Below are 20,930 nucleotides of genomic sequence, written 5' to 3' on the forward strand. Positions count from 1 at the left end.
CAAACACTCTCCCAGCAAATGCGTATTCTATAGAGAAAGGAGCTGACCAGATCAGCATGAGAAGTAAACGGATCAGGTAATTACCAGAGGGAAACTAGATGGATATTTTAGAGAACCCATTAGAACTATGCGGTTTTGCATTTATTGAGTTTGTTTCAAAAGAAAATGAATTAGATCCAATTTTTGAAACAATCGGCTTTTCAAAAGTAGCCAAGCATAAATCGAAAAAAGCGTACTTATGGCGTCAAGGAAATATCAATATTATCCTGAATTATCAGCCAGAATCTTATGCTTCATTCTTTTTTAATGAGCATGGTCCATCTGCTTGCGCAATGGGATTCAAAACTCGTGATGCGGCAAAAGCTTTTAAAAAGGCTGTTGAACTTGGTGCAGAACCAATGTATTCGAATGTTGGGCCAATGGAGCTTAACATTCCGGCAATTAAAGGTATTGGTGGCATGCCAATCTTCTTAGTTGACCGCGACATTTATGAAAATGACTTTATTTTCTTTGATGATACCCAGCGTAATCCTGAAGGTGCGGGCTTAAAAGAAATTGACCACTTAACTCATAACGTCTACAAAGGCCGTATGGAGTACTGGGCGAACTTCTACGAGAAGATTTTTAACTTCCAAGAAATTCGTTACTTCGACATTAAAGGTGAATATACAGGTTTAACATCTAAAGCATTAACTGCTCCAGATGGCATGATCCGTATTCCTTTAAATGAAGATTCAGACAAAGGTAACGGCCAAATTGCAGAATTCTTAGCTGATTTTAATGGCGAAGGTATTCAGCATATTGCATTTATTTGTGATGACTTAATTTCGACTTGGGATAAGTTAAAAGGCTTGGGTCTGCAATTTATGACTCCACCGCCAAACACGTATTATGAAATGTTGGAAGATCGCTTACCTGAGCATGGCGAACCGACTGATGAATTAAAACAGCGCGGTATTTTGCTTGATGGTAATACTAAAGATGGTCAGAAGAAGCTTTTATTGCAAATCTTCTCTCAAAATATGATTGGGCCAGTTTTCTTCGAATTTATTCAACGTAAAGATGACGACGGTTTTGGTGAAGGTAACTTCAAGGCATTGTTTGAATCGATTGAACGTGACCAAATTCGCCGTGGTGTTCTCGAAGCAAAATAAGTTTTGCTTTGTCTCTAATCTAAAAAAACCAAGAGCAATGCTCTTGGTTTTTTTATAGCTATTGATTTAGCGGCTTTTAATATATTGATTAATTGAATTAATCTCATTTTTAAGTGTTTCAATAATTTTACTTTGTGGGTCAACGGGTAAAAACATTTCGCTATCAAGCGCCACAATACAAAACTCAATCCCTTGGTTTGAGTTAAATACTGGCAGACCTACAGCGTTAATACCCGTAAGTAAATCACCTTTAGCTGCAGACATTTGTTGCTGGCGAATCTTCTCTTTAAGTTCTAAAAACTCTTCCCAATTATGTGGTGCAATGTTTAGCCCAAGTTCTTGATGTTTTTGCCATTCAGCTTCTAGCAATGGACGAATAAAATGCTCCGGAAGGTAAGAAGCAAATAAACGTCCTGCAGCAGAATTGACTAAAGGCATAATTGAACCGACTTTGGTCACAATCGAAATAGGGTGATTAGATTCAATAGATTGAACCACCACAGGGCCTTTTGGCGACCACTTACTAATTTGAATGCCACAGCCAATTTTGCTTTGTAGGTCGTAAATTAGATGTTGTACCAACTGTAAAGTGTCACTGTGCTGAATGCAGTTTAAGCCTAAACGCCATGCCTGATCGCCTAGAGCATATTGACCGTCTTCAAGCTGTTTGGCGTAATCCATGCGAATTAAGCTCACCAAATAACGGTGTACTTTGGCAGGATGCATCTCAAGCTTACTCGATAAGTCTTTGAGAATAATCGGTTGATTGTGCTCTAAAAGGGCATTTAGTACGGATAAGCCAACTTCAAGTGATTGAACCCCCCCAGATATTTTTTCTTCAATCATTTAAATACCCTTAATCGATTTACTTCAGCAGTTAAGCAGTTACGTATAAACATAAATTGGAATTGATGCGATTTACATCATGCCTGAGCCTATAGAAAAATAGAAATCACCTTTTTCTATTAGCGAAATTCACATGTTTAATAATCAACAATTCTTACAAACACCTTCATCTTTCATTTATAGCGTGAATTGATAGAAGTTTAGTAGATTTAAACAATATAAATCGGCATTGATATAGAACAGTTCATTCAAACTATTCCCACCAATGCCGACTTTTAAAACGATTGCTTTGAAAGAATTATGCGCCTAATTCTTCTTCATGCAAGAAATGAGTATGGTGTGGCGCACGTTTGGTTTTGCTCCATTCATCTAACATTTCAGTTTTCATTTCTTCAGTAATTTTTGCAATTTTCTCTTCAGCATGTACATCGTTATAAGTCAGTTCTAAACGATGGCCATTTGGGTCAAAGAAATAAATTGAATGGAAGATACCATGGTTGGTAATACCTAGCACTTTAACGCCGTTGTCTTCCAAATGTTTTTTGGCAGCTAAAAGGGCATTTAAATCTTCAACTTCAAAGGCAATATGTTGTACCCATTGAGGCGTGTTTTCATCTCGGCCCATTTCTGGTTGGGTTGGTAATTCAAAAAATGCCAAAACGTTGCCCTGACCAGCATCTAGGAATAAATGCATATAAGGGTCGAAAGCTTTCGTTGAAGGTACATGGTCTTCAGCAAAAGCTAAGATAAAGTCCATGTTGAGCATTTTTTTATACCACTCAACAGTTTCTTTCGCATCCTTACAGCGATATGCAACGTGATGTATTTTTTTAATGGCAAATGTCATGTTGAAACTCCTTTTACTATTCCCAATCTGGTTGTTGTTCTGGCGCCGCGTTATAGAAGGCTGGGATAGACAAACAATGTTGATAAATTGATTCAATTTTTGGAAACGCAGATAAATCTATCTTGAAGCGTTTCGCGTTATAGACCTGTGGAATGAGGCAGCAATCGGCAATCGTTGCTTCGTGCCCAAAGCAAAACTGTCCATTTGAATCTTGAAGTTGCTGTTCGAGCGTTTGAAAACCTTCAAGAATCCAGTGCTGATACCAATAATTTTTTTGTTCGTCCGAAACATTTAAGTCATTTTTTAAATATTTCAGCACACGTAAGTTATTTAACGGATGAATATCACAGGCAATTGCCTGTGCAAAAGCACGGATTTTGGCTCTCTCTTTCACATCATTTGGGAGTAATTTGGTTTCCGGATATTGTTCATCTAGATATTCCAAAATACTTAATGACTGTGACAAAGTTAAATCGCCGTCTATTAAAGTTGGCACTAAGGCACTGCGATTTAACTTTAAATAGTCTTCACTTTGCTGCTCATTTTTAACCAAATGAACTGGTGCAGTTTCATAAGCGAGATTTTTAAGGTTGAGGCCAATCCGTACTCTGTAAGCTGCAGAGCTACGAAAGTAACTATACAGCTTCATAGTCTGGCTCCGAAGTTTCTGCAAAATCGAAATTTAATGCAGGAAGTACCGTATTTCGAACTTCACCAAAGCCAACGCGAATACCATTTTTCTCACAGTGTCCTTTCATAATGAGCGTATCCCCATCTTGTAAGAAACCACGAGTTTCACCATTCGCAAGTGTTAACGGTTTGGTGGTGTTCCACGTCAGCTCAAGCAAGCTACCATAAGAGTCAGGTGTAGAACCTGAAATAGTACCTGAACCCATTAAATCGCCGACCTGAACGTTACAACCAGCAATCGTGTGGTGAGTCAGCTGCTGAGCCATAGACCAATACATATATTTGAAATTGGTTTTACAGATCACATCAGTTTGTGCTGAATTTGGGCTTTGAATTTCAACACTCAAATTAATGTCGTAACTATTCGCTATATTTTCTTGTAAGTAAGCGAGAGGCTTCGGTTCTTGTTTTGGTCCTTCAACTTTAAATGGCTCAAGTGCTTCAAGTGTAACCACCCAAGGTGAAATCGAGCTTGCAAATGTTTTAGCGTTGAAAGGTCCAAGTGGAACATATTCCCATTGCTGGATATCGCGTGCTGACCAGTCGTTTAGCAAAACCATGCCAAAAATATGATCCCATGCATCTTCAATTGCGATTGGCTGGCCTAATTGGGTTGGTTTGCCCACAATAAATGCAGTCTCAAGTTCAAAATCGAGTTTGCGAGTTGCTGAGAAAACCGGACGTTCTTCATTTGGAAGCTTAATCTGACCAGAAGGGCGTACGACGTGAGTTCCGCTGACCACAACAGAGCTAGCACGGCCGTTATAACCAACAGGCAACTCGCTCCAGTTTGGAAGCAAAGCATTTTTAGGGTCACGGAACATACAGCCCACATTAGTTGCATGTTCTTTAGAAGAATAAAAATCGGTATAGCCAGGAACTTGGACAGGCAAATGTAAAGTCACGCTGTCTTGCTTAACTAAAACTTCCTGACGTAATGCTTCATTTTCTTGAAGCGTTGAGTTTTCAACTGAAAGAAGAGACTGTAGCGTTTTACGAACTTTAGACCAGTTGGCTTTGCCAGATTCAATAAATTTATTGAGTGTAGATTGATTAAAGTATGTGTCTTGATCTGAAAGTTTTAAAAGACCATGCTTTTCAAGAGCAGCGAGATCAATCACCCAATCACCGATAGCTACACCGACCTGACGCTCGCCTTCGGCTGTTCTACTAAAAATACCATAAGGCAAATTATGAATAGTGAAATCAGATTGAGGTAAAACTTCAATAAAAGAGTTTAGTTTTTGTTCCATTTTCGCTTCCTTGTCTTCATCTCGCGTCTTATACAAATAAAAGTTCGGTCTAGGGACTGAGCTACTCAGTAAGTTTTAACCTTTATTGAGGTCATTTTTTACTTATGAGTTTGATAGAGACCGAGAACAACCAATTACTTCATGGTTCTTATAATACTGAATTCATTAAATTACGCAATACATAATTTGATTACACATTGCATAATAATTGTTATTTCTTGCATTTTCTGTTTTCATGCGCGGTTGTGAGAAAAGTAACGCAATTATTTTTTCATCAATCCCTATGAAAATCTGATCAATTTATGATATACGTAATTTATTGGAAAAAAATTACGTGACAAGGATGAGAATAATCATATGTCAACACAAGAGCAAGGAAACCTGAAACACGGTTTGAGTAATCGTCACATCCAGCTGATTGCATTGGGTGGAGCGATTGGTACAGGGCTGTTTCTTGGTATATCACAATCGATTAAATTGGCAGGTCCATCGGTAATCTTGGGTTATGCGATTGCCGGATTTATTGCTTTTTTAATGATGCGCCAGCTCGGTGAAATGGTGGTCGAAGAGCCAGTAAGTGGTTCTTTTAGTCATTTTGCTTATAAATATTGGGGACCTTTTGCAGGCTTCATGTCAGGATGGAACTACTGGGTACTCAACGTACTGGTATGTATGGCAGAGTTAAGTGCAATTGGTCTTTATATCCAATATTGGTGGCCGCAAATCCCAACGTGGGCATCCGCTCTAACGTTCTTTATTCTCATTAATGGCATTAATTTGCTGCATGTTAAGTTTTTTGGCGAAATGGAATTTTGGTTTTCCATTGTCAAAATCTTAGCTATTTTAGCTATGATCGGTTTCGGTTCGTATTTACTTGCAACCGGTACAGCAGGGCCACAGGCCAGCATTTCAAACCTTTGGGCATTGGGTGGTTTCTTCCCATTTGGCATTAAAGGTTTGGTCATGGCAATGGCGGTCATTATTTTTGCTTTTGGTGGGATCGAGCTTTTTGGTATTACTGCGGCAGAAGCACGAGACCCAGATAAAACTTTACCTAAAGCGGTAAACCAGATTATCTATCGTATTTTGATTTTCTATATTGCGACGCTTCTTGTTTTATTCTCATTATTTCCTTGGAATCAAATGGCACAAGGTGGCAGCCCTTTTGTAATGGTGTTTGCTTCTTTAGACAGCCAAGGTGTTGCAACTTTACTCAACTTCGTGATTTTGACTGCTGCGGTTTCGGTCTATAACGGCACAAGTTATTGCAGTAGCCGTATGTTGCTCGGCCTTGCTCAGCAAGGAAATGCTCCAAAAGTATTTGCTCGTATTAATAAACGCGGTATTCCAACCAATGCAGTGATCCTTTCTGCGGCAGTCACTATTTTATGTGTATTGTTAAATTACATTTTCCCTGAAAAAGCGTTTGGCTTACTCATGATGCTTGTTGTAGCAGCGATTGTGATTAACTGGGTCGTAATTTCATGGACACATTTAAAATTCCGTAAATTCATGACGCGCCAAGGTCAAACCACTAAATTCCCAAGCTTTATGTATCCATTTAGCAACTATCTTTGCATCGTATTCATGCTTGGAATTTTAGTTGTCATGTCTTTAACACCAGATATGCGTGTGGCGGTTATGATGATTCCGGGATGGATTTTGTGTTTGATGGTGGCTTATCAGTTTAAACGCCGTAAGTTAAAAGCTGAGCAGCCTGTACATGCTTTAGAAGCAGATGTGTAATTAGACCTTAATTAGGAACGAAAAGGGACGTATCGCATACGTCCTTTTTTTATTTTTAAAATTTACAACAGAAATTAAAGGACTTTATAATTGTTATATTATAACATTTGTTGAATGAATAACTAAGGCTTCCCGATGTTCAGGGAGGAACAACATATTTATGAAATATTCCTATTTAGGTTTAATCTTACTTTCTCTTACCGCGTGTACGACTCAAACACCTAAGCCAACCGTTTCTAAGCATCCTTACTCTTTGCCTCAGCCATCTAAAACAGTGGTAAGAATAAAACAACAACCCAAAGATTATACTGCTTGGATCGCAACCGCAGATCACGCGCAGTCTGTACAAGCTTATAAGCAATTTCTTAAGCAAAAAGGGCTTGCCAATTTAGTCCCAGATTATGAGTTATTACGTTCAGCACGAGACTGGCAAAAATGTGGTGTCGAGCCTTATGCGGTGCCGCCGAGAGAGGTTTGGTCCAATATTGTTCCGACGCTTAGCATTTTAAAAGCCTTAGTTGATGATGGTGTGATTAACGATTTTGAAGTGACATCGGCTTATCGAGCTTTATCTTTAAACCGCTGTGCGGGTGGGGCTGATGCTTCTCGACATGTCTTTAATGCAGCGCTTGATTTTCGAATTGGGCCAGAACAGCCTAGCGACTTAGACCAGTTTAATATTCAACAAACCAAAACCAAGCTTTGTCAGTTCTGGGAAACCAAAGGGCAAGCACTTAACATGGGGCTGGGTGTTTATGCTTCGGGACAAATCCATATTGATAGTCAAGGATTCCGTTCATGGGGACCTGACCATCACTATAGAACCTCAATTTGTCAGTAACTATAAAAGCAATTTTTTCAAAGACTAAGTGAATTGGCTTAAATAAAACTGGAATAAGAACTTGATCAATAGTTATGTTATAACATAACATTACTGTGGTTTAGAAATAGATTACGCCTGTGATCTGGCCATATTTAAATGGCCAGCCATGATCAGTTTAAATATTATTCGAAGAGATCAAGCCATGCACACTGCAATCGCCAACTCATTTGCCAAGCTTCCAGTCACTGTTTTATCGGGCTTTTTGGGTGCAGGAAAGACCACATTACTCAATCATATTTTAAATAATCGCGAAGGCCGCCGTATTGCCGTGATTGTTAATGATATGTCTGAGGTAAATATTGATGCGGCATTAGTACGTGAAGGTGGGGCAGAGCTTTCAAGAACGGATGAAAAACTGGTTGAAATGAGTAATGGCTGTATTTGCTGTACATTACGAGAAGATTTATTGGTTGAGGTGAGACGCTTAGCCGATGACGGGCGCTTTGATCAATTGGTAATTGAGTCGACGGGTATTTCAGAACCACTGCCTGTTGCAGAAACCTTTACCTTTGAAGATGAAGATGGAAACTCTCTCAATGAATTCGCTCGACTCGACACCATGGTTACGGTAGTCGATGCTTTTAACTTTCTGAAAGATTACAGCTCAGTCGACTCACTGCAACAACGTGGTGAGTCATTAGGCGAGCAAGATGAGCGAACTGTAGTTGACTTGCTTATCGATCAGATCGAGTTTTGTGATGTGATTGTGCTGAACAAAATTGACTTGATTGATCAGGCGCAGCAAGACCAGCTTATCGCCATTTTAAAAACTCTAAACCCGCGTGCTCGAATTGAGATTGCTCAATTTGGAAAGATTGCCTTAGATAAAATTTTAAATACACAGTTATTTGACTTTGATGAAGCCGCGCAAGCACCGGGTTGGTTAAAAGAGTTACGCGGCGAGCATACACCTGAAACTGAAGAGTATGGCATTAGTAGCTTTGTTTATCGTGCCCGCCGACCTTTCCATCCAGAACGTTTTTATGATTTGGTACAGGCTGAATGGCCGGGAGTTGTGCGTTCCAAAGGCTTTTTCTGGTTGGCTGCCGAACCGACATTGGCTTATTCATGGTCACAAGCGGGAGCAATGGCTCGACACGGTTTAGCTGGTTATTGGTGGGCAGCCGTTGCAGAAGAAGACTGGCCGAGTGACCTAGCCAGTATTGAAGAAATTAAGAAAAACTGGGATGCCCGCACAGGTGATGCGCGTCAGGAGCTGGTTTTAATTGGTATGCAAATGGATGAGCAAGCTTTAATACAACGCTTGGATAGCTGCTTGTTAAGCGATGAAGAAATGGCTTTAGGCCCGCAAGTTTGGCAGAGCTGGTCTAATCCTTTTAAGCAAGATGATGAAACGATGTTGATTGCTTAATAAAAAAGCCCCTATTTTCAAGGGGCTTATTTTTTTAAGATTTATCTTTAATAAAAACCTTTCGAATGTAGCTGTTAAGCGGGGTGGAATAATATTTTTCAATCGCAGCGCTAATAACAAAAGTTAGAACTAGATAGCCAATTAAAAGCATAATTTTGATGCTAGCGTCGGTTTGAGCCGGAACAAAAGCAACTTTCATAAGACCTAGTACTACCAGATGAAACAAATAAGTTTCGTAACTTCGTTGCCCCAACCAGACCATCACCTTGGTCAATAGGTTATGCGCCTGTGTTTCGGAAGGATGCTGAAAACACAAAATCAGTAAGCCTGTGGCAAAAGCAAATAAGCTAATACCCCATGTGCTGACTTCTTTAATTGGAGCATATAAATATAGAGCGGTCATACTTAAAATGATTAGCCATGAAAGAAGTTTTTTATAGGGCCAATTTGGCTGATATTTATGAGAAAAAATGGCAGTTAAACAACCAACTGCTATGCCATCAAAGCTCGAAAAATAGTGATATAAATAGGCACCGCTTTCTTCTCCAAAATGCAGGGACCTAAAATAAGGCCCGTAAACAATTACCCCAATCAATACAGCAATAAAGACCTTATTACTACGCGTAAGCAAGCACAATAATGGGAAAACAAAATAGAAAACCTCTTCCACAGAGAGTGACCACAACACGCCCAAGGCGTAGTTTACCCAACCGAATTTAATAATCAGGATATTCATCCAGAAGGTTAAAGCTGCAAATATGGTTAAAGGATAAGAGACCTCAATACCATTCGGAGCTTGGTTCATAAAGGGTTTTAAGTCAAATGAACCAAGTATGCTTACCCCTAAAATGAGTAATACCAAACACGGCAAAATACGCGCTGCCCGTCGGATATAAAAATGCTTGAGGTTAATTGCAGAAAATTGTTTATCTCTTTTTAAAGTGTGGTGGGTAATTAAAAAACCCGAAATCACAAAAAACATGGTGACACCATAGTTTCCATTTCTTGCGATGACTGTGCTAAATGCTTCACCTAAAAAATCAAAACCTAACCATGTATCTTTGAGTTTATAGGGAATATTAAAATGATGTAAAAGAACCAAAAGGATAGACATTCCTCGAAGAATATCTATTTTATAATTACGCATTCGATATGCTTCCAGCTTTATTAATATACTGTGTGGCAGCAGAATACTATTGATCAGTTATTTTAAATAAAAATTTTACGCATCATTTCGTAAACTAAAAAAGACTACATTTTTGCTTCTTTGAATTGAGCTAAGGCATAGCAGAAATAATTATTAAATAAATATTTATAAAGCATTTATATATTTGAATTTTTCTACATAAAACTTTAAATTAGCTTTTACCGAACTATGTTTGTTTTTTAGACTTATTAAAATATATTTAATTCATAAATTAACATGTTGTATGTGGTTGTATATACATAGCATGTCAACTAAAATACCTTTTTGCCTGCTGCCTTTTTTGAGTAATTAGTTATGCCCAGAACATCAAAACAAGAACATACTGAGCTTTCGATTGAAGCTGATAGTCCAGTTCCTTTATATCAACGCGTAAAACAGCTGATTTCACAAAAGATTTATGAAGGTACTTGGGCTGTAAATAAAAAAATTCCTTCGGAAAGTGAACTGGTTAATCAACTTGGCTGTAGCCGTATGACGGTAAACCGTGCGCTACGTGAGCTAACGACTGAGGGTTTGCTCGTTCGAATTCAGGGCGTTGGTTCTTTCGTTGCTGAAGGGCAAGGCCGAACTGCACTTTTTCAAATTAATAATATCGCCGATGAGATTATTGCACGAAACCATAAGCACCATGCTGAAGTTTTAGTCTTAGAACAAATTTATGCAAATGCAGAGCAAAGCGTGTTAATGCAAACTCGCGAAGGGCAAAGATTATTTCACTCGATTATTGTGCATTATGAAAATGATGTACCTGTTCAGGTCGAAGATCGTTTAGTCGATGCAGCGCTGATTCCAGATTATTTAGAACAAGATTTTAAAACCATTACCCCAAATGCTTATCTCATGGCGAAAGCGCCAGTGACGGAAGGTGAACACATTGTTGAGGCGGTTTTAGCATCTGCTCAAGAGTGTAAATGGTTGAAGATTACTAAAGCTGAACCGTGTTTACTCATTCGTCGCCGTACATGGTCAAACAAACAGCTCATTTCAAGTGCACGTCTGATTTATCCGGGTAGTCGTTATTATCTCGAAGGGAAATTTAATCCATGATTGAATTGATCAGGGCCGATCAATATACAAAAATGCTTTGGAAAAACGGTGCGGGTTTCACTTTAGAAATTGCCAGAAGCCAAGGTGAAGCCGATTTCGATTGGCGCATTTCGATGGCAGATGTGACCACTTCCGGACCATTTTCGTTATTTCCCAACAAGCAGCGCATTATTAGCGTACTCGATGGGCAGGGCATGGTATTGCATGTCGATGAGCTTCCTGCCAAAACGCTAAACCAAGGCGATATTTTTGCTTTTCATGGTGAGAGTCAGGTTCAAAGTGAACTTGTAAATGGGGCAATTCGAGATTTAAATTTAATTTATGATCCTGCAAAGTTTCATGCTCGTTTTCAGTGGTTGAATGATGCAGCGGAGCAGGTATTTATAAGTTCGGCAGATCTGATTTTCATTTTTAATCAGGGTAGTGAAACACAAGTAAATGTGGATGATCATTCCGTTCAGATTGCTGCTCATGAGACACTAAAAATTGAGAAAAAATCTGGCGTGACATCGATCAACTTTCCTAAAAAACAACTTAAAAGCTGCTATGTCATTGAGTTAATTCAACGTTAAAAAGACATCATTTACGACTTAAAAAGCACATGTCTTGTTAGAAGATATGTGCTTTTTTTTATGCCAGATATAAAAATAAATTAATTTAATTCATAAGCTTATTCAATTTTTCTAAAAAAATATGAGTCACCCTCTTCACGCCGAAAAATATTTGTGTAGTATATGGATGTATATACAAGTTAATACATTACTATACAAATGCAGAAACAAGTGATGTTCTGCTGATGTAAGCTCAAAGGAAGGAGTCCGACTGTGACAACAACGACAACAAAATTTCGTGATGTAGAAATTCGTGCACCACGCGGCACTGAATTAACGGCTAAGAGTTGGTTAACTGAAGCCCCATTACGTATGTTGATGAATAACCTTGATCCGGACGTTGCAGAAAACCCGAAAGAGTTAGTTGTATACGGTGGTATTGGTCGTGCAGCACGAAACTGGGAATGTTTCGACAAAATTGTAGATACGCTAAAAAATCTTGAAACTGACGAAACTTTATTGGTTCAATCAGGCAAACCAGTTGGTGTGTTTAAAACTCATAAAGATGCACCACGCGTTTTAATTGCAAACTCAAACCTTGTACCGCACTGGGCAAACTGGGAACACTTTAACGAATTAGACGCTAAAGCTTTGGCAATGTATGGTCAAATGACAGCAGGTTCATGGATCTACATTGGTAGCCAAGGCATTGTGCAGGGTACTTATGAAACTTTCGTTGAGGCAGGCCGCCAACACTACAACGGTGACTTAAAAGGTCGTTGGGTTCTTACTGCTGGTTTAGGTGGTATGGGTGGTGCTCAGCCTCTAGCTGCAACACTTGCAGGTGCGTGTTCTTTAAACATTGAATGCCAACAAGCAAGTATCGATTTCCGTTTACGTACCCGTTATGTAGACGAACAAGCAACTGATTTAGACGACGCTTTAGCGCGTATTGACCGCTATACAAAAGAAGGTAAAGCAATTTCCATTGCGCTTCATGGTAATGCTGCTGAAATTTTACCTGAGCTTGTTCGTCGTGGTGTGCGTCCAGACATGGTGACAGACCAAACAAGTGCACACGATCCACTTAATGGCTACTTACCAGTAGGTTGGACTTGGGACGAATATCGTGCACGTGCGAAAACTGAACCAGAAGCTGTGGTAAAAGCTGCAAAACAGTCGATGGCGAAGCACGTACAAGCGATGCTTGATTTCCAGAAAATGGGTGTTCCAACATTTGACTATGGCAATAACATCCGTCAAATGGCGAAAGATGAAGGTGTAGCAAACGCTTTTGATTTCCCAGGCTTCGTACCTGCGTACATCCGTCCATTGTTCTGCCGTGGTATTGGTCCATTCCGTTGGGCAGCACTTTCTGGTGACCCAGAAGACATTTATAAAACAGATGCCAAAGTTAAAGAGTTAATTCCTGATGATGAACATTTACATCACTGGTTAGACATGGCTCGTGAACGCATTAGCTTCCAAGGCTTACCAGCGCGTATTTGCTGGGTAGGTTTGGGCTTACGTGCAAAACTTGGTTTGGCATTTAACGAAATGGTTCGTAGCGGTGAATTGTCTGCACCAGTTGTGATTGGTCGTGACCACTTGGACTCAGGTTCGGTTGCAAGTCCTAACCGTGAAACTGAAGCAATGCAAGACGGTTCAGACGCAGTATCAGACTGGCCTTTATTAAACGCGTTGCTCAATACAGCAGGCGGCGCAACTTGGGTGTCTTTACATCACGGTGGTGGTGTAGGTATGGGCTTCTCTCAACACTCAGGCGTTGTGATTGTGTGTGATGGTACAGATGAAGCTGCTGCACGTATTGCTCGCGTACTGACTAATGACCCTGCAACAGGTGTTATGCGTCATGCCGATGCAGGTTATGAAATTGCGATTAACTGTGCCAAAGAGCAAGGCTTACACTTGCCAATGATCACGCAATAAAAATACATGGAAGAACTAGCGGTGCTTTTTGCAATTGTGAAAAGCACCGTCTCAGCAGAATATAGTGCAAAAAATTAGGAAGCCAACATGGAATTACTTATCCAACCAGGAAAACTGACCTTAGCCGATTTACGTCAAGCGTACCTCAACCCGATCAAAGTTAAATTGGATGAAAGTGCTTCATCTGCAATTGATGCAAGTGTGGCTTGCGTTGAGAAAATTGTAAATGAAGGGCGTACAGCTTACGGTATTAACACAGGCTTTGGCTTACTCGCGTCAACCAAAATTGCTCCTGAAGATTTAGAAAAGTTACAACGTTCATTGGTTCTGTCACATGCAGCAGGTGTAGGTGAAGCACTTGATGATGCAATGGTTCGTTTAATTATTCTGTTAAAAGCAAATAGCTTGGCGCGTGGTTTCTCAGGTATTCGTCGTAAAGTAATTGATGCTTTGTTGGCTTTAATTAATGCCGAAGTTTACCCACACATTCCACTTAAAGGTTCAGTAGGTGCTTCAGGTGACTTGGCACCACTTGCACACATGTCTTTAGTTTTACTTGGTGAAGGTAAGGCACGTTATAAGGGTGAATGGTTAACAGCTGTTGAAGCTTTAAAAGTTGCAGGTTTAGAACCAATTTCTTTAGCTGCTAAAGAAGGTTTGGCACTTTTAAACGGTACACAAGTGTCAACTGCTTATGCGTTACGTGGCTTGTTTGAAGCTGAAGACTTGTTTGCTGCTGCAACGGTTTGTGGTGGCTTAAGTGTTGAAGCAATGTTGGGTTCACGTGCACCATTTGATGCGCGTATTCACGAAGTACGTGGCCAACGTGGTCAAATTGATGTAGCTGCGGCTTATCGTGACCTATTAACAGACTCAAGTGAAATTGCACATTCACATGAAGACTGTAGCAAAGTTCAAGACCCATACTCTTTACGTTGCCAGCCACAGGTCATGGGTGCATGTTTAACCCAAATCCGTCAGGCTGCTGAAGTATTAGAAATTGAAGCAAATGCTGTATCGGATAACCCGCTTGTTTTTGCTGAACAAGGTGACGTGATTTCTGGTGGTAACTTCCACGCAGAACCTGTTGCAATGGCGGCAGATAATTTAGCATTGGCGATCGCTGAAATTGGCTCACTGTCAGAACGTCGTATTTCGATGATGATGGACCGCCACATGTCACAACTTCCACCATTCTTGGTTGCAAATGGTGGTGTTAACTCAGGCTTTATGATTGCACAAGTGACAGCTGCTGCACTTGCGAGCGATAATAAAGCACTTGCACATCCTGCAAGCGTTGATAGTTTACCAACGTCTGCCAATCAGGAAGACCACGTATCGATGGCTCCGAATGCCGGTAAGCGTCTTTGGTACATGGCTGACAACGTTCGTGGCATTTTAGCTGTTGAATGGTTAGGCGCTTGTCAGGGTTTAGACTTCCGTGAAGGTTTAAAAAGCTCGCCTAAACTTGAACAAGCTCGTAAAATCTTGCGCGATCAAGTTCCTTACTACAGCGAAGATCGTTTCTTTGCTCCGGATATCGAACAGGCTAGTGAATTGCTTGCGAGTGGTTGCCTAAACAAGTTACTCATTCCAAAACTACTCCCTAGTTTATCTGAAGTGTGATTGATAAAACGGTCACATGGAGTGGCCGAATCCAACTAAATTTCCTCAAGGATTGGAGATTATAATGTCACAAAACTCCACACTACAGCGGGGTTTAAACACCCGCCATATTCGTTTCTTGGCATTGGGCTCAGCAATTGGAACTGGGCTTTTCTATGGTTCGGCGACTGCCATCAAAATGGCAGGGCCTTCAGTATTACTCGCGTATATCGTTGCAGGGATTGCAATTTATATCGTTATGCGCGCACTGGGTGAGATGGCTGTCCATAACCCTGTCTCTGGCTCATTCAGCCACTATGCGTCTCAGTACATTGGTCCATTGGCGGGTTTTACCACAGGTTGGACCTATGTTTTTGAGATGGTGATTGTTGCAATTGCCGATGTCACTGCATTTGGTATTTATATGGGGTTCTGGTATCCCGATGTACCACGGTGGATCTGGATTTTGTCTCTCATCATGTTCCTAGGCGCAATTAACCTTATTCATGTAAAAGTCTTTGGTGAACTCGAATTTTGGCTTTCTATTGTGAAAGTCAGTGCCATTGTTGCCATGATTTTAGGTGGCTTGGGTTTAATGTTCTACGGTTTCCATGTTGACCACAGCAATGTTGTACCGGGGCTTCAAAACCTATGGATTTATGATGGTTTCATGCCGCATGGTATTGCAGGTTTAGTGGCATGTTTATCTGTAGTGGTATTCGCTTTTGGCGGGATCGAAATTATTGGTTTAACCGCAGGTGAGTCACAAGACCCGAAAACGACTCTACCAAAAGCAATTAATGCCGTTCCAGTCCGTATCTTACTGTTCTATGTACTCACTATTTTTGTACTTATGTCGATTTTCCCATGGAACCAGATTGGTAGCCAAGGCAGCCCGTTTGTACAAATTTTTGAAAACTTAGGCATTAAATCTGCTGCAAATATTTTAAATATTGTGGTGGTGACAGCAGCAATTTCAGCAATTAATAGTGATGTATTTGGTGCAGGCCGTATGTTGTACGGTATGGCAAATCGTGGTCAAGCACCGCAAGTGTTTAAGAAACTTTCACGTAATGGTGTGCCTTGGATGACTGTTGTGGTTATGGCTGGCGTGCTGTTAATTGGTGTGGTGCTGAACTACCTGATTCCTGAAAATGTATTTGTCATCATTGCTTCAATTGCAACGTTTGCAACTGTTTGGGTATGGCTCATGATCTTGCTTTCGCAAGTGGCGATGCGCCGTAAATTATCTACTGCTGAAATTAAGGCACTAGATTTCCCTGTATTTGGCTGGCCATATGCACCTGCTTTTGCAATCGGTTTTATGGTGTTCATTTTAGTCATGATGGGCTACTTCCCAGACTCGCGTCCTGCAATTTATGTAGGAATCACTTGGCTTGCTCTCTTAACCATTGCGTATCGCATTTGGGTAAAACCGGAGCAAAGCTTGGGAAAGGAAAGTGAGCCTGTCCAGCAAAATATAGAAATGGAAAGCTAACAAATCAACTGCCCAATAGTTTTACTGTTGGGCAGTTTCGAGGATAGGCTAATGAAAAAACTTTGGCAAAACTGCCATATTGCGACCATGCAAAATGGGCAATATTCTTATATCGAAGATGCTGCAATTGTCACAGAAGGGCATCTCATCCACTGGATTGGAAAACAACAACAACTTCCTACCGACACTTATTCCGAAACAGTTGACTTAAATGGTGCTTGGGTAACTCCAGGTTTCATCGACTGTCATACGCACAGTGTTTTTGGTGGCAACCGTAGTGTTGAGTTTGAAAAGCGCTTACAAGGCGTGAGCTATGCTGAAATTGCAGCAAGTGGTGGCGGCATTGCTAGCACAGTGCGTGCAACCCGTGAAGCAAGTGAAGAACAATTATTAAATTCGGCACTTAAACGTATTCGCTCTATGCAGCAAGACGGTGTCACCACCATTGAAATTAAGTCTGGCTACGGACTCAATTACGAAAACGAGCGCAAGATGCTGCGTGTGATCCGTCAAATTGGTGAAAAATTACCGATGACGGTCAAAAGTACCTGTTTGGCTGCCCATGCGTTACCGCCAGAGTATAAAGACCAAAGCGATGCTTATATCGAGCATATCTGTACAGAAATGTTGCCTAAACTACATGCTGAAGGTTTAGTCGATGCAGTAGATGCGTTTTGCGAGCATTTAGCCTTTTCACCTGCTCAGGTTGAACGTGTTTTTAAAACGGCACAATCATTGGGTCTACCCGTTAAGCTTCATGCTGAACAGCTTTCATCACTAGGCGGCTCAAGCTTGGCAGCACGTTATCATGCTTTGTCGGCTGACCATTTAGAGTACATGACCGAAGATGATGTCAAAGCCATGGCAGAGTCGGGTACGGTTGCTGTGTTATTGCCGGGTGCCTTTTATTTATTGCGTGAAACACAATACCCACCAATTGAAAGTCTGATTAAGCATGGCGTGCGTATTGCGTTGTCGAGTGATTTAAATCCGGGTACATCTCCAGCACTTTCTGTACGTTTAATGCTGAATATGGGCAGTACGTTATTCCGTTTAACACCTGAGCAAGCTTTAGCGGGTGTCACCATTCATGCCGCACAAGCGCTCGGTTTAGAGCAAACACACGGTAGTTTGGAGCAGGGTAAAGTCGCTGATTTTGTGGCTTGGGATATTGAACATCCATCTGAAATTGTTTACTGGCTTGGCGGAGATTTGCCTAAGCGAGTCGTTCAGCATGGACAAGAAGTTATTTTTTAAACGGTGTCACATGAATCACACATTTAAATGGCAAGGCCGACATGATGGCGAGGGTGAGGCACATCAACGTATCCACCATATTGTGAACAAAACTCAACATGCCGAATTTGCCCTGATTGGTTTTAGCTCTGATGAAGGCGTGAAACGTAACAAAGGCCGCGTCGGTGCTGCCGACGCACCAGATGCAATCCGCACGCAACTTGCTAACTTACCGATTCATCGTCCAGTGAGTCTGGTCGATTTGGGTACGGTGACTTGTGAATATGAGAATTTAGAGCAAGCACAAAGCGAGTTAGCTGAACAAGTCCTAAACAGCCTACAAAATGGTTTAAAACCGATTGTATTGGGCGGTGGACATGAAGTTGCATTTGGCAGCTTTAGCGGTTTATTTCAATATATACAAGCGCATGCGCCAGATAAAAAAATAGGCATTATTAATTTCGATGCCCATTTCGATTTGCGTGAAGCAGAGCATGCCACCTCTGGAACACCTTTTTTACAAGCAGCAAGGCTTTCAGAACAGCATCAAAAACAATTTAATTATTTATGTATTGGAGTTGCCAACCATGCCAATACTAAAGTTTTGTTTGATACAGCCGATGCGTTAAATTGTTCATATTTACGCGATCATGAGGTTAATATTTTTAACCTACCAAACGTGCTCGCGGCGGTTGACGCTTTTATTGAAAAAGTAGACTGCTTGTACGTTACGATTGATTTAGATGTCTTCGCGGCTGCGGTTGCACCGGGGGTCAGTGCGCCAGCCGTAAAAGGAATTGATTTAGCCACTTTTGAAGCAATTTTTAAGCATATTCAAGAGACTGGAAAAATCAAACTTTTGGATATTGCCGAGTGCAATCCAAAATTTGATTTGGACAATAGAACAGCAAAACTGGCTGCCTATATTGTTTATCAATATTTGTTTTCTTGAGAAGCAATTTTTAATGTAGAAATGAAAAAGTGCACTGAGATCGCTCATGTGCGCTTTTTTTGACTTTCTGGTAAATTAAAGTCAGATTCGGAATATAGATAGCAACTATAAATAATTTAATTAAAAAGAAAATTAATTTATAAAATCATTGAGTTAAAAAATACTCGATTTTTACACTATTTTATAGGCTGCTTGGCACGTAATTTGTTTTGTCTATATTTTAAACTTCGTTAAATATTTCTGGATAATTAAATGAAAAACAAAACCTTACATTATGCTTGTATCAGTGTTTTATTTTGGATGTCTCATTCCTCTAATGCTACACCCCCCGAAATAAATACAAATACCACCGAAAAATCACAAGCTAAACAAAACAGTGATGTCTCTGTTCGGGTGAAAGCTTTAAATCAGCTTTTACAAGAACAATGGGAATATACTTTGAAAAATAACCCTGAAACTGCAACGACTTTAGGCGATTTACGCTACAACGATCGATGGACCGAGTTTTCAAAAAATCAGATCGAGAAAGATAAAAAAACTACTCAAAAATTTTTAAAACGTTTTGAAGCGATTGATAGCACAGGGTTTTCAGCAACTGATCAATTAAATAAAGATTTAATGATTTATCAGTTGAAAGAGACGCTTAAAAATTATGATTTGAAACTCTATGAGATGCCTTTCAATCAAATGTGGGGACTACATTTACAATTTCCGGGATTTATTAGTTCGATTTCCTTTGATAATGCTAAACAATATCAAGACTATATTGCTCGTTTAAAACAAATTCCTCTTATTCTTGATCAAGGTATTCAGTTAGCGAAACAAGGACAAAAAGATGGTTTGATACCACCGAAATATTTACTTGAAAAAGTGGCAAAGCAGATTGATAGCATTGCAACTCCAGCAGGGAAAGACAGTGTGTTTGCTTCTCCATTAAAGCAATTTCCAAAAAACATTTCGAAAGCAGAACAAGAGCGTCTAAGCCGTGAAATACTACAGGCCATAGATCAGAATGTTCGGCCTGCTTATCAAAAACTCGGTACGTTTATTCAGAAAGATTACTTACCCTATGGACGACAACACGAGGGTATCTGGAGCTTGCCAAACGGTGACGAACTCTATCGCTTTTATGTAGAAAACAATACGACAACCTCGGAAAACCCTGAAACTATTCATCAGCTTGGGTTAAAAGAAGTTGCTCGTATAGAAGCGGAAATGCTGAAAATTGCTAAAGCACAAGGTTTCAATGACTTAAAAAGTTTCCAACAATCTCTAAAAACAAATCCTACGGTTTTCCCAAAATCTCGTGAAGAAATTTTAGAAATTTATCGCGGGTATATTGCCCAAATGCAACCGGAGTTGCCGAAGCTATTTGGTTTATTACCTAAAAATAAAGTCGAAGTTTTACCTGTAGAGCAATATCGAGAAAAAGAAGCGGCAGGTGCCGAGTATCACCAAGGTACGCCTGATGGTTCACGCCCCGGACAAGTATATGTAAATACAGGGGACTTCTCTGAACGTTCCAAAATATCCATGGAAGCGACTGCTTACCATGAGGCAATTCCCGGCCATCATATGCAGATTGATATTGCCCAAAACCTGCCAAATTTGCCGATGTTCCGAAAGCAGCCTAACCATACTGCCTATATAGAAGGATGGGCACTTTATGCAGAGCAATTGGGCAAAGATGTTGGTTTCTATAAAGACCCGCTTTCAGACTATGGAAGACTCTCGAGTGAGTTGTTCCGTGCTTGTCGTTTAGTGGTGGACACTGGCGTACATTATAAAAAGTGGACGCGCCAACAAATGATTGATTTTATGCGCGAACACTCAGCTTTAGATGAACCTGATATTCAGGCAGAGGCAGACCGCTATATTGCTATTCCTGCCCAAGCATTGGCATACAAAATGGGCCAACTCAAAATTTTAGAGCTACGGGAGCTTGCGAAACAGGAGCTTGGAGATCGTTTTGATATCAAAGCCTTTCATGACATGGTTTTAAATGCAGGAACACTGCCTCTAAATATACTCGATGCCCGTATTAAAAATTGGATAAAGGAACAAAAAGCGGCAGCTTAAAATAAAATCCGAAA

17 protein-coding genes are annotated in these 20,930 nt (G+C 40.3%); 12 read left to right on the plus strand and 5 right to left on the minus strand.

Going from position 1 to position 20,930, the window contains the following annotated elements:
* Positions 1-98: 98 nt before the first annotated feature.
* A complete protein-coding gene (gene hppD, locus J582_RS12985; protein ID WP_002053927.1) occupies positions 99-1,154 on the plus strand; it encodes a 4-hydroxyphenylpyruvate dioxygenase in 1,056 nt (351 codons plus the stop codon).
* A gap of 66 nt (positions 1,155-1,220) precedes the next feature.
* On the opposite strand, the gene J582_RS12990 is transcribed toward hppD, so the two are convergent.
* The 4 genes from J582_RS12990 to fahA form a co-directional block, all read right to left on the minus strand.
* The gene (locus J582_RS12990; protein WP_002053886.1) at positions 1,221-2,000 is read right to left on the minus strand and encodes an IclR family transcriptional regulator; all 780 of its coding nucleotides are present in this window, start codon (positions 1,998-2,000) and stop codon (positions 1,221-1,223) included.
* A 298-nt stretch (positions 2,001-2,298) separates the two neighbouring features.
* On the minus strand, positions 2,299-2,847 hold the full coding sequence (locus tag J582_RS12995; protein ID WP_004711359.1) for a VOC family protein: 549 nt from the start codon (positions 2,845-2,847) through the stop codon (positions 2,299-2,301).
* A 16-nt stretch (positions 2,848-2,863) separates the two neighbouring features.
* Positions 2,864-3,496, minus strand: coding sequence for a maleylacetoacetate isomerase (maiA, locus tag J582_RS13000; RefSeq protein WP_002053862.1), 633 nt, complete (start codon positions 3,494-3,496; stop codon positions 2,864-2,866).
* Positions 3,483-4,790: a fumarylacetoacetase gene (gene fahA, locus J582_RS13005; RefSeq protein WP_031982751.1), complete on the minus strand. Its 1,308-nt coding sequence runs from the start codon at positions 4,788-4,790 to the stop codon at positions 3,483-3,485. Before fahA ends, maiA begins: the two co-directional genes overlap by 14 nt.
* 357 nt (positions 4,791-5,147) lie before the next feature.
* On the opposite strand from fahA, the gene J582_RS13010 reads away from it, so the two are divergent.
* The 3 genes from J582_RS13010 (at position 5,148) to zigA (ending at position 8,791) form a co-directional block, all read left to right on the plus strand.
* Entirely contained in the window at positions 5,148-6,536 is a 1,389-nt protein-coding gene (locus J582_RS13010; protein ID WP_031982752.1) for an amino acid permease, read from the plus strand.
* 160 nt (positions 6,537-6,696) lie between these two features.
* Positions 6,697-7,377 (plus strand): YcbK family protein, encoded by a 681-nt coding sequence (locus J582_RS13015; RefSeq protein ID WP_031982753.1) that lies wholly within the window; start codon positions 6,697-6,699, stop codon positions 7,375-7,377.
* Between the two features lie 148 nt (positions 7,378-7,525).
* On the plus strand, positions 7,526-8,791 hold the full coding sequence (gene zigA / locus J582_RS13020; protein WP_081404911.1) for a zinc metallochaperone GTPase ZigA: 1,266 nt from the start codon (positions 7,526-7,528) through the stop codon (positions 8,789-8,791).
* Positions 8,792-8,825: 34 nt separating this feature from the next.
* On the opposite strand, the gene J582_RS13025 is transcribed toward zigA, so the two are convergent.
* Positions 8,826-9,938 carry an acyltransferase family protein gene (locus J582_RS13025; RefSeq protein ID WP_031982756.1) on the minus strand — a complete coding sequence of 371 codons (1,113 nt, stop codon included), beginning with the start codon at positions 9,936-9,938 and terminating at the stop codon, positions 8,826-8,828.
* A gap of 354 nt (positions 9,939-10,292) precedes the next feature.
* Between J582_RS13025 and hutC the strand changes: the two genes are divergently transcribed.
* From hutC to J582_RS13065, 8 genes are all read left to right on the plus strand, one after another.
* On the plus strand, positions 10,293-11,045 hold the full coding sequence (gene hutC, locus J582_RS13030) for a histidine utilization repressor (protein ID WP_002132315.1): 753 nt from the start codon (positions 10,293-10,295) through the stop codon (positions 11,043-11,045).
* Positions 11,042-11,617, plus strand: a complete 576-nt coding sequence (locus tag J582_RS13035) for a HutD family protein (protein ID WP_031982757.1) — start codon at positions 11,042-11,044, stop codon at positions 11,615-11,617. Before hutC ends, J582_RS13035 begins: the two co-directional genes overlap by 4 nt.
* Positions 11,618-11,869: 252 nt before the next feature.
* Entirely contained in the window at positions 11,870-13,546 is a 1,677-nt protein-coding gene (hutU, locus tag J582_RS13040) for a urocanate hydratase (RefSeq protein ID WP_006582422.1), read from the plus strand.
* A gap of 87 nt (positions 13,547-13,633) precedes the next feature.
* Positions 13,634-15,172 (plus strand): histidine ammonia-lyase, encoded by a 1,539-nt coding sequence (gene hutH / locus J582_RS13045; RefSeq protein WP_031982759.1) that lies wholly within the window; start codon positions 13,634-13,636, stop codon positions 15,170-15,172.
* 64 nt (positions 15,173-15,236) lie between these two features.
* Positions 15,237-16,649: an amino acid permease gene (locus J582_RS13050; RefSeq protein ID WP_004711375.1), complete on the plus strand. Its 1,413-nt coding sequence runs from the start codon at positions 15,237-15,239 to the stop codon at positions 16,647-16,649.
* Between the two features lie 51 nt (positions 16,650-16,700).
* The gene (gene hutI, locus J582_RS13055) at positions 16,701-17,906 is read left to right on the plus strand and encodes an imidazolonepropionase (RefSeq protein ID WP_031982762.1); all 1,206 of its coding nucleotides are present in this window, start codon (positions 16,701-16,703) and stop codon (positions 17,904-17,906) included.
* 10 nt (positions 17,907-17,916) lie between these two features.
* Positions 17,917-18,837 (plus strand): formimidoylglutamase, encoded by a 921-nt coding sequence (gene hutG / locus J582_RS13060; protein WP_032048041.1) that lies wholly within the window; start codon positions 17,917-17,919, stop codon positions 18,835-18,837.
* Positions 18,838-19,089: 252 nt separating this feature from the next.
* The gene (locus tag J582_RS13065; RefSeq protein WP_031982765.1) at positions 19,090-20,916 is read left to right on the plus strand and encodes a DUF885 domain-containing protein; all 1,827 of its coding nucleotides are present in this window, start codon (positions 19,090-19,092) and stop codon (positions 20,914-20,916) included.
* Positions 20,917-20,930: the final 14 nt, after the last annotated feature.

Source organism: Acinetobacter sp. 1566109, assembly GCF_000582255.1.
In the GTDB taxonomy this organism is placed as follows: domain Bacteria; phylum Pseudomonadota; class Gammaproteobacteria; order Pseudomonadales; family Moraxellaceae; genus Acinetobacter; species Acinetobacter nosocomialis.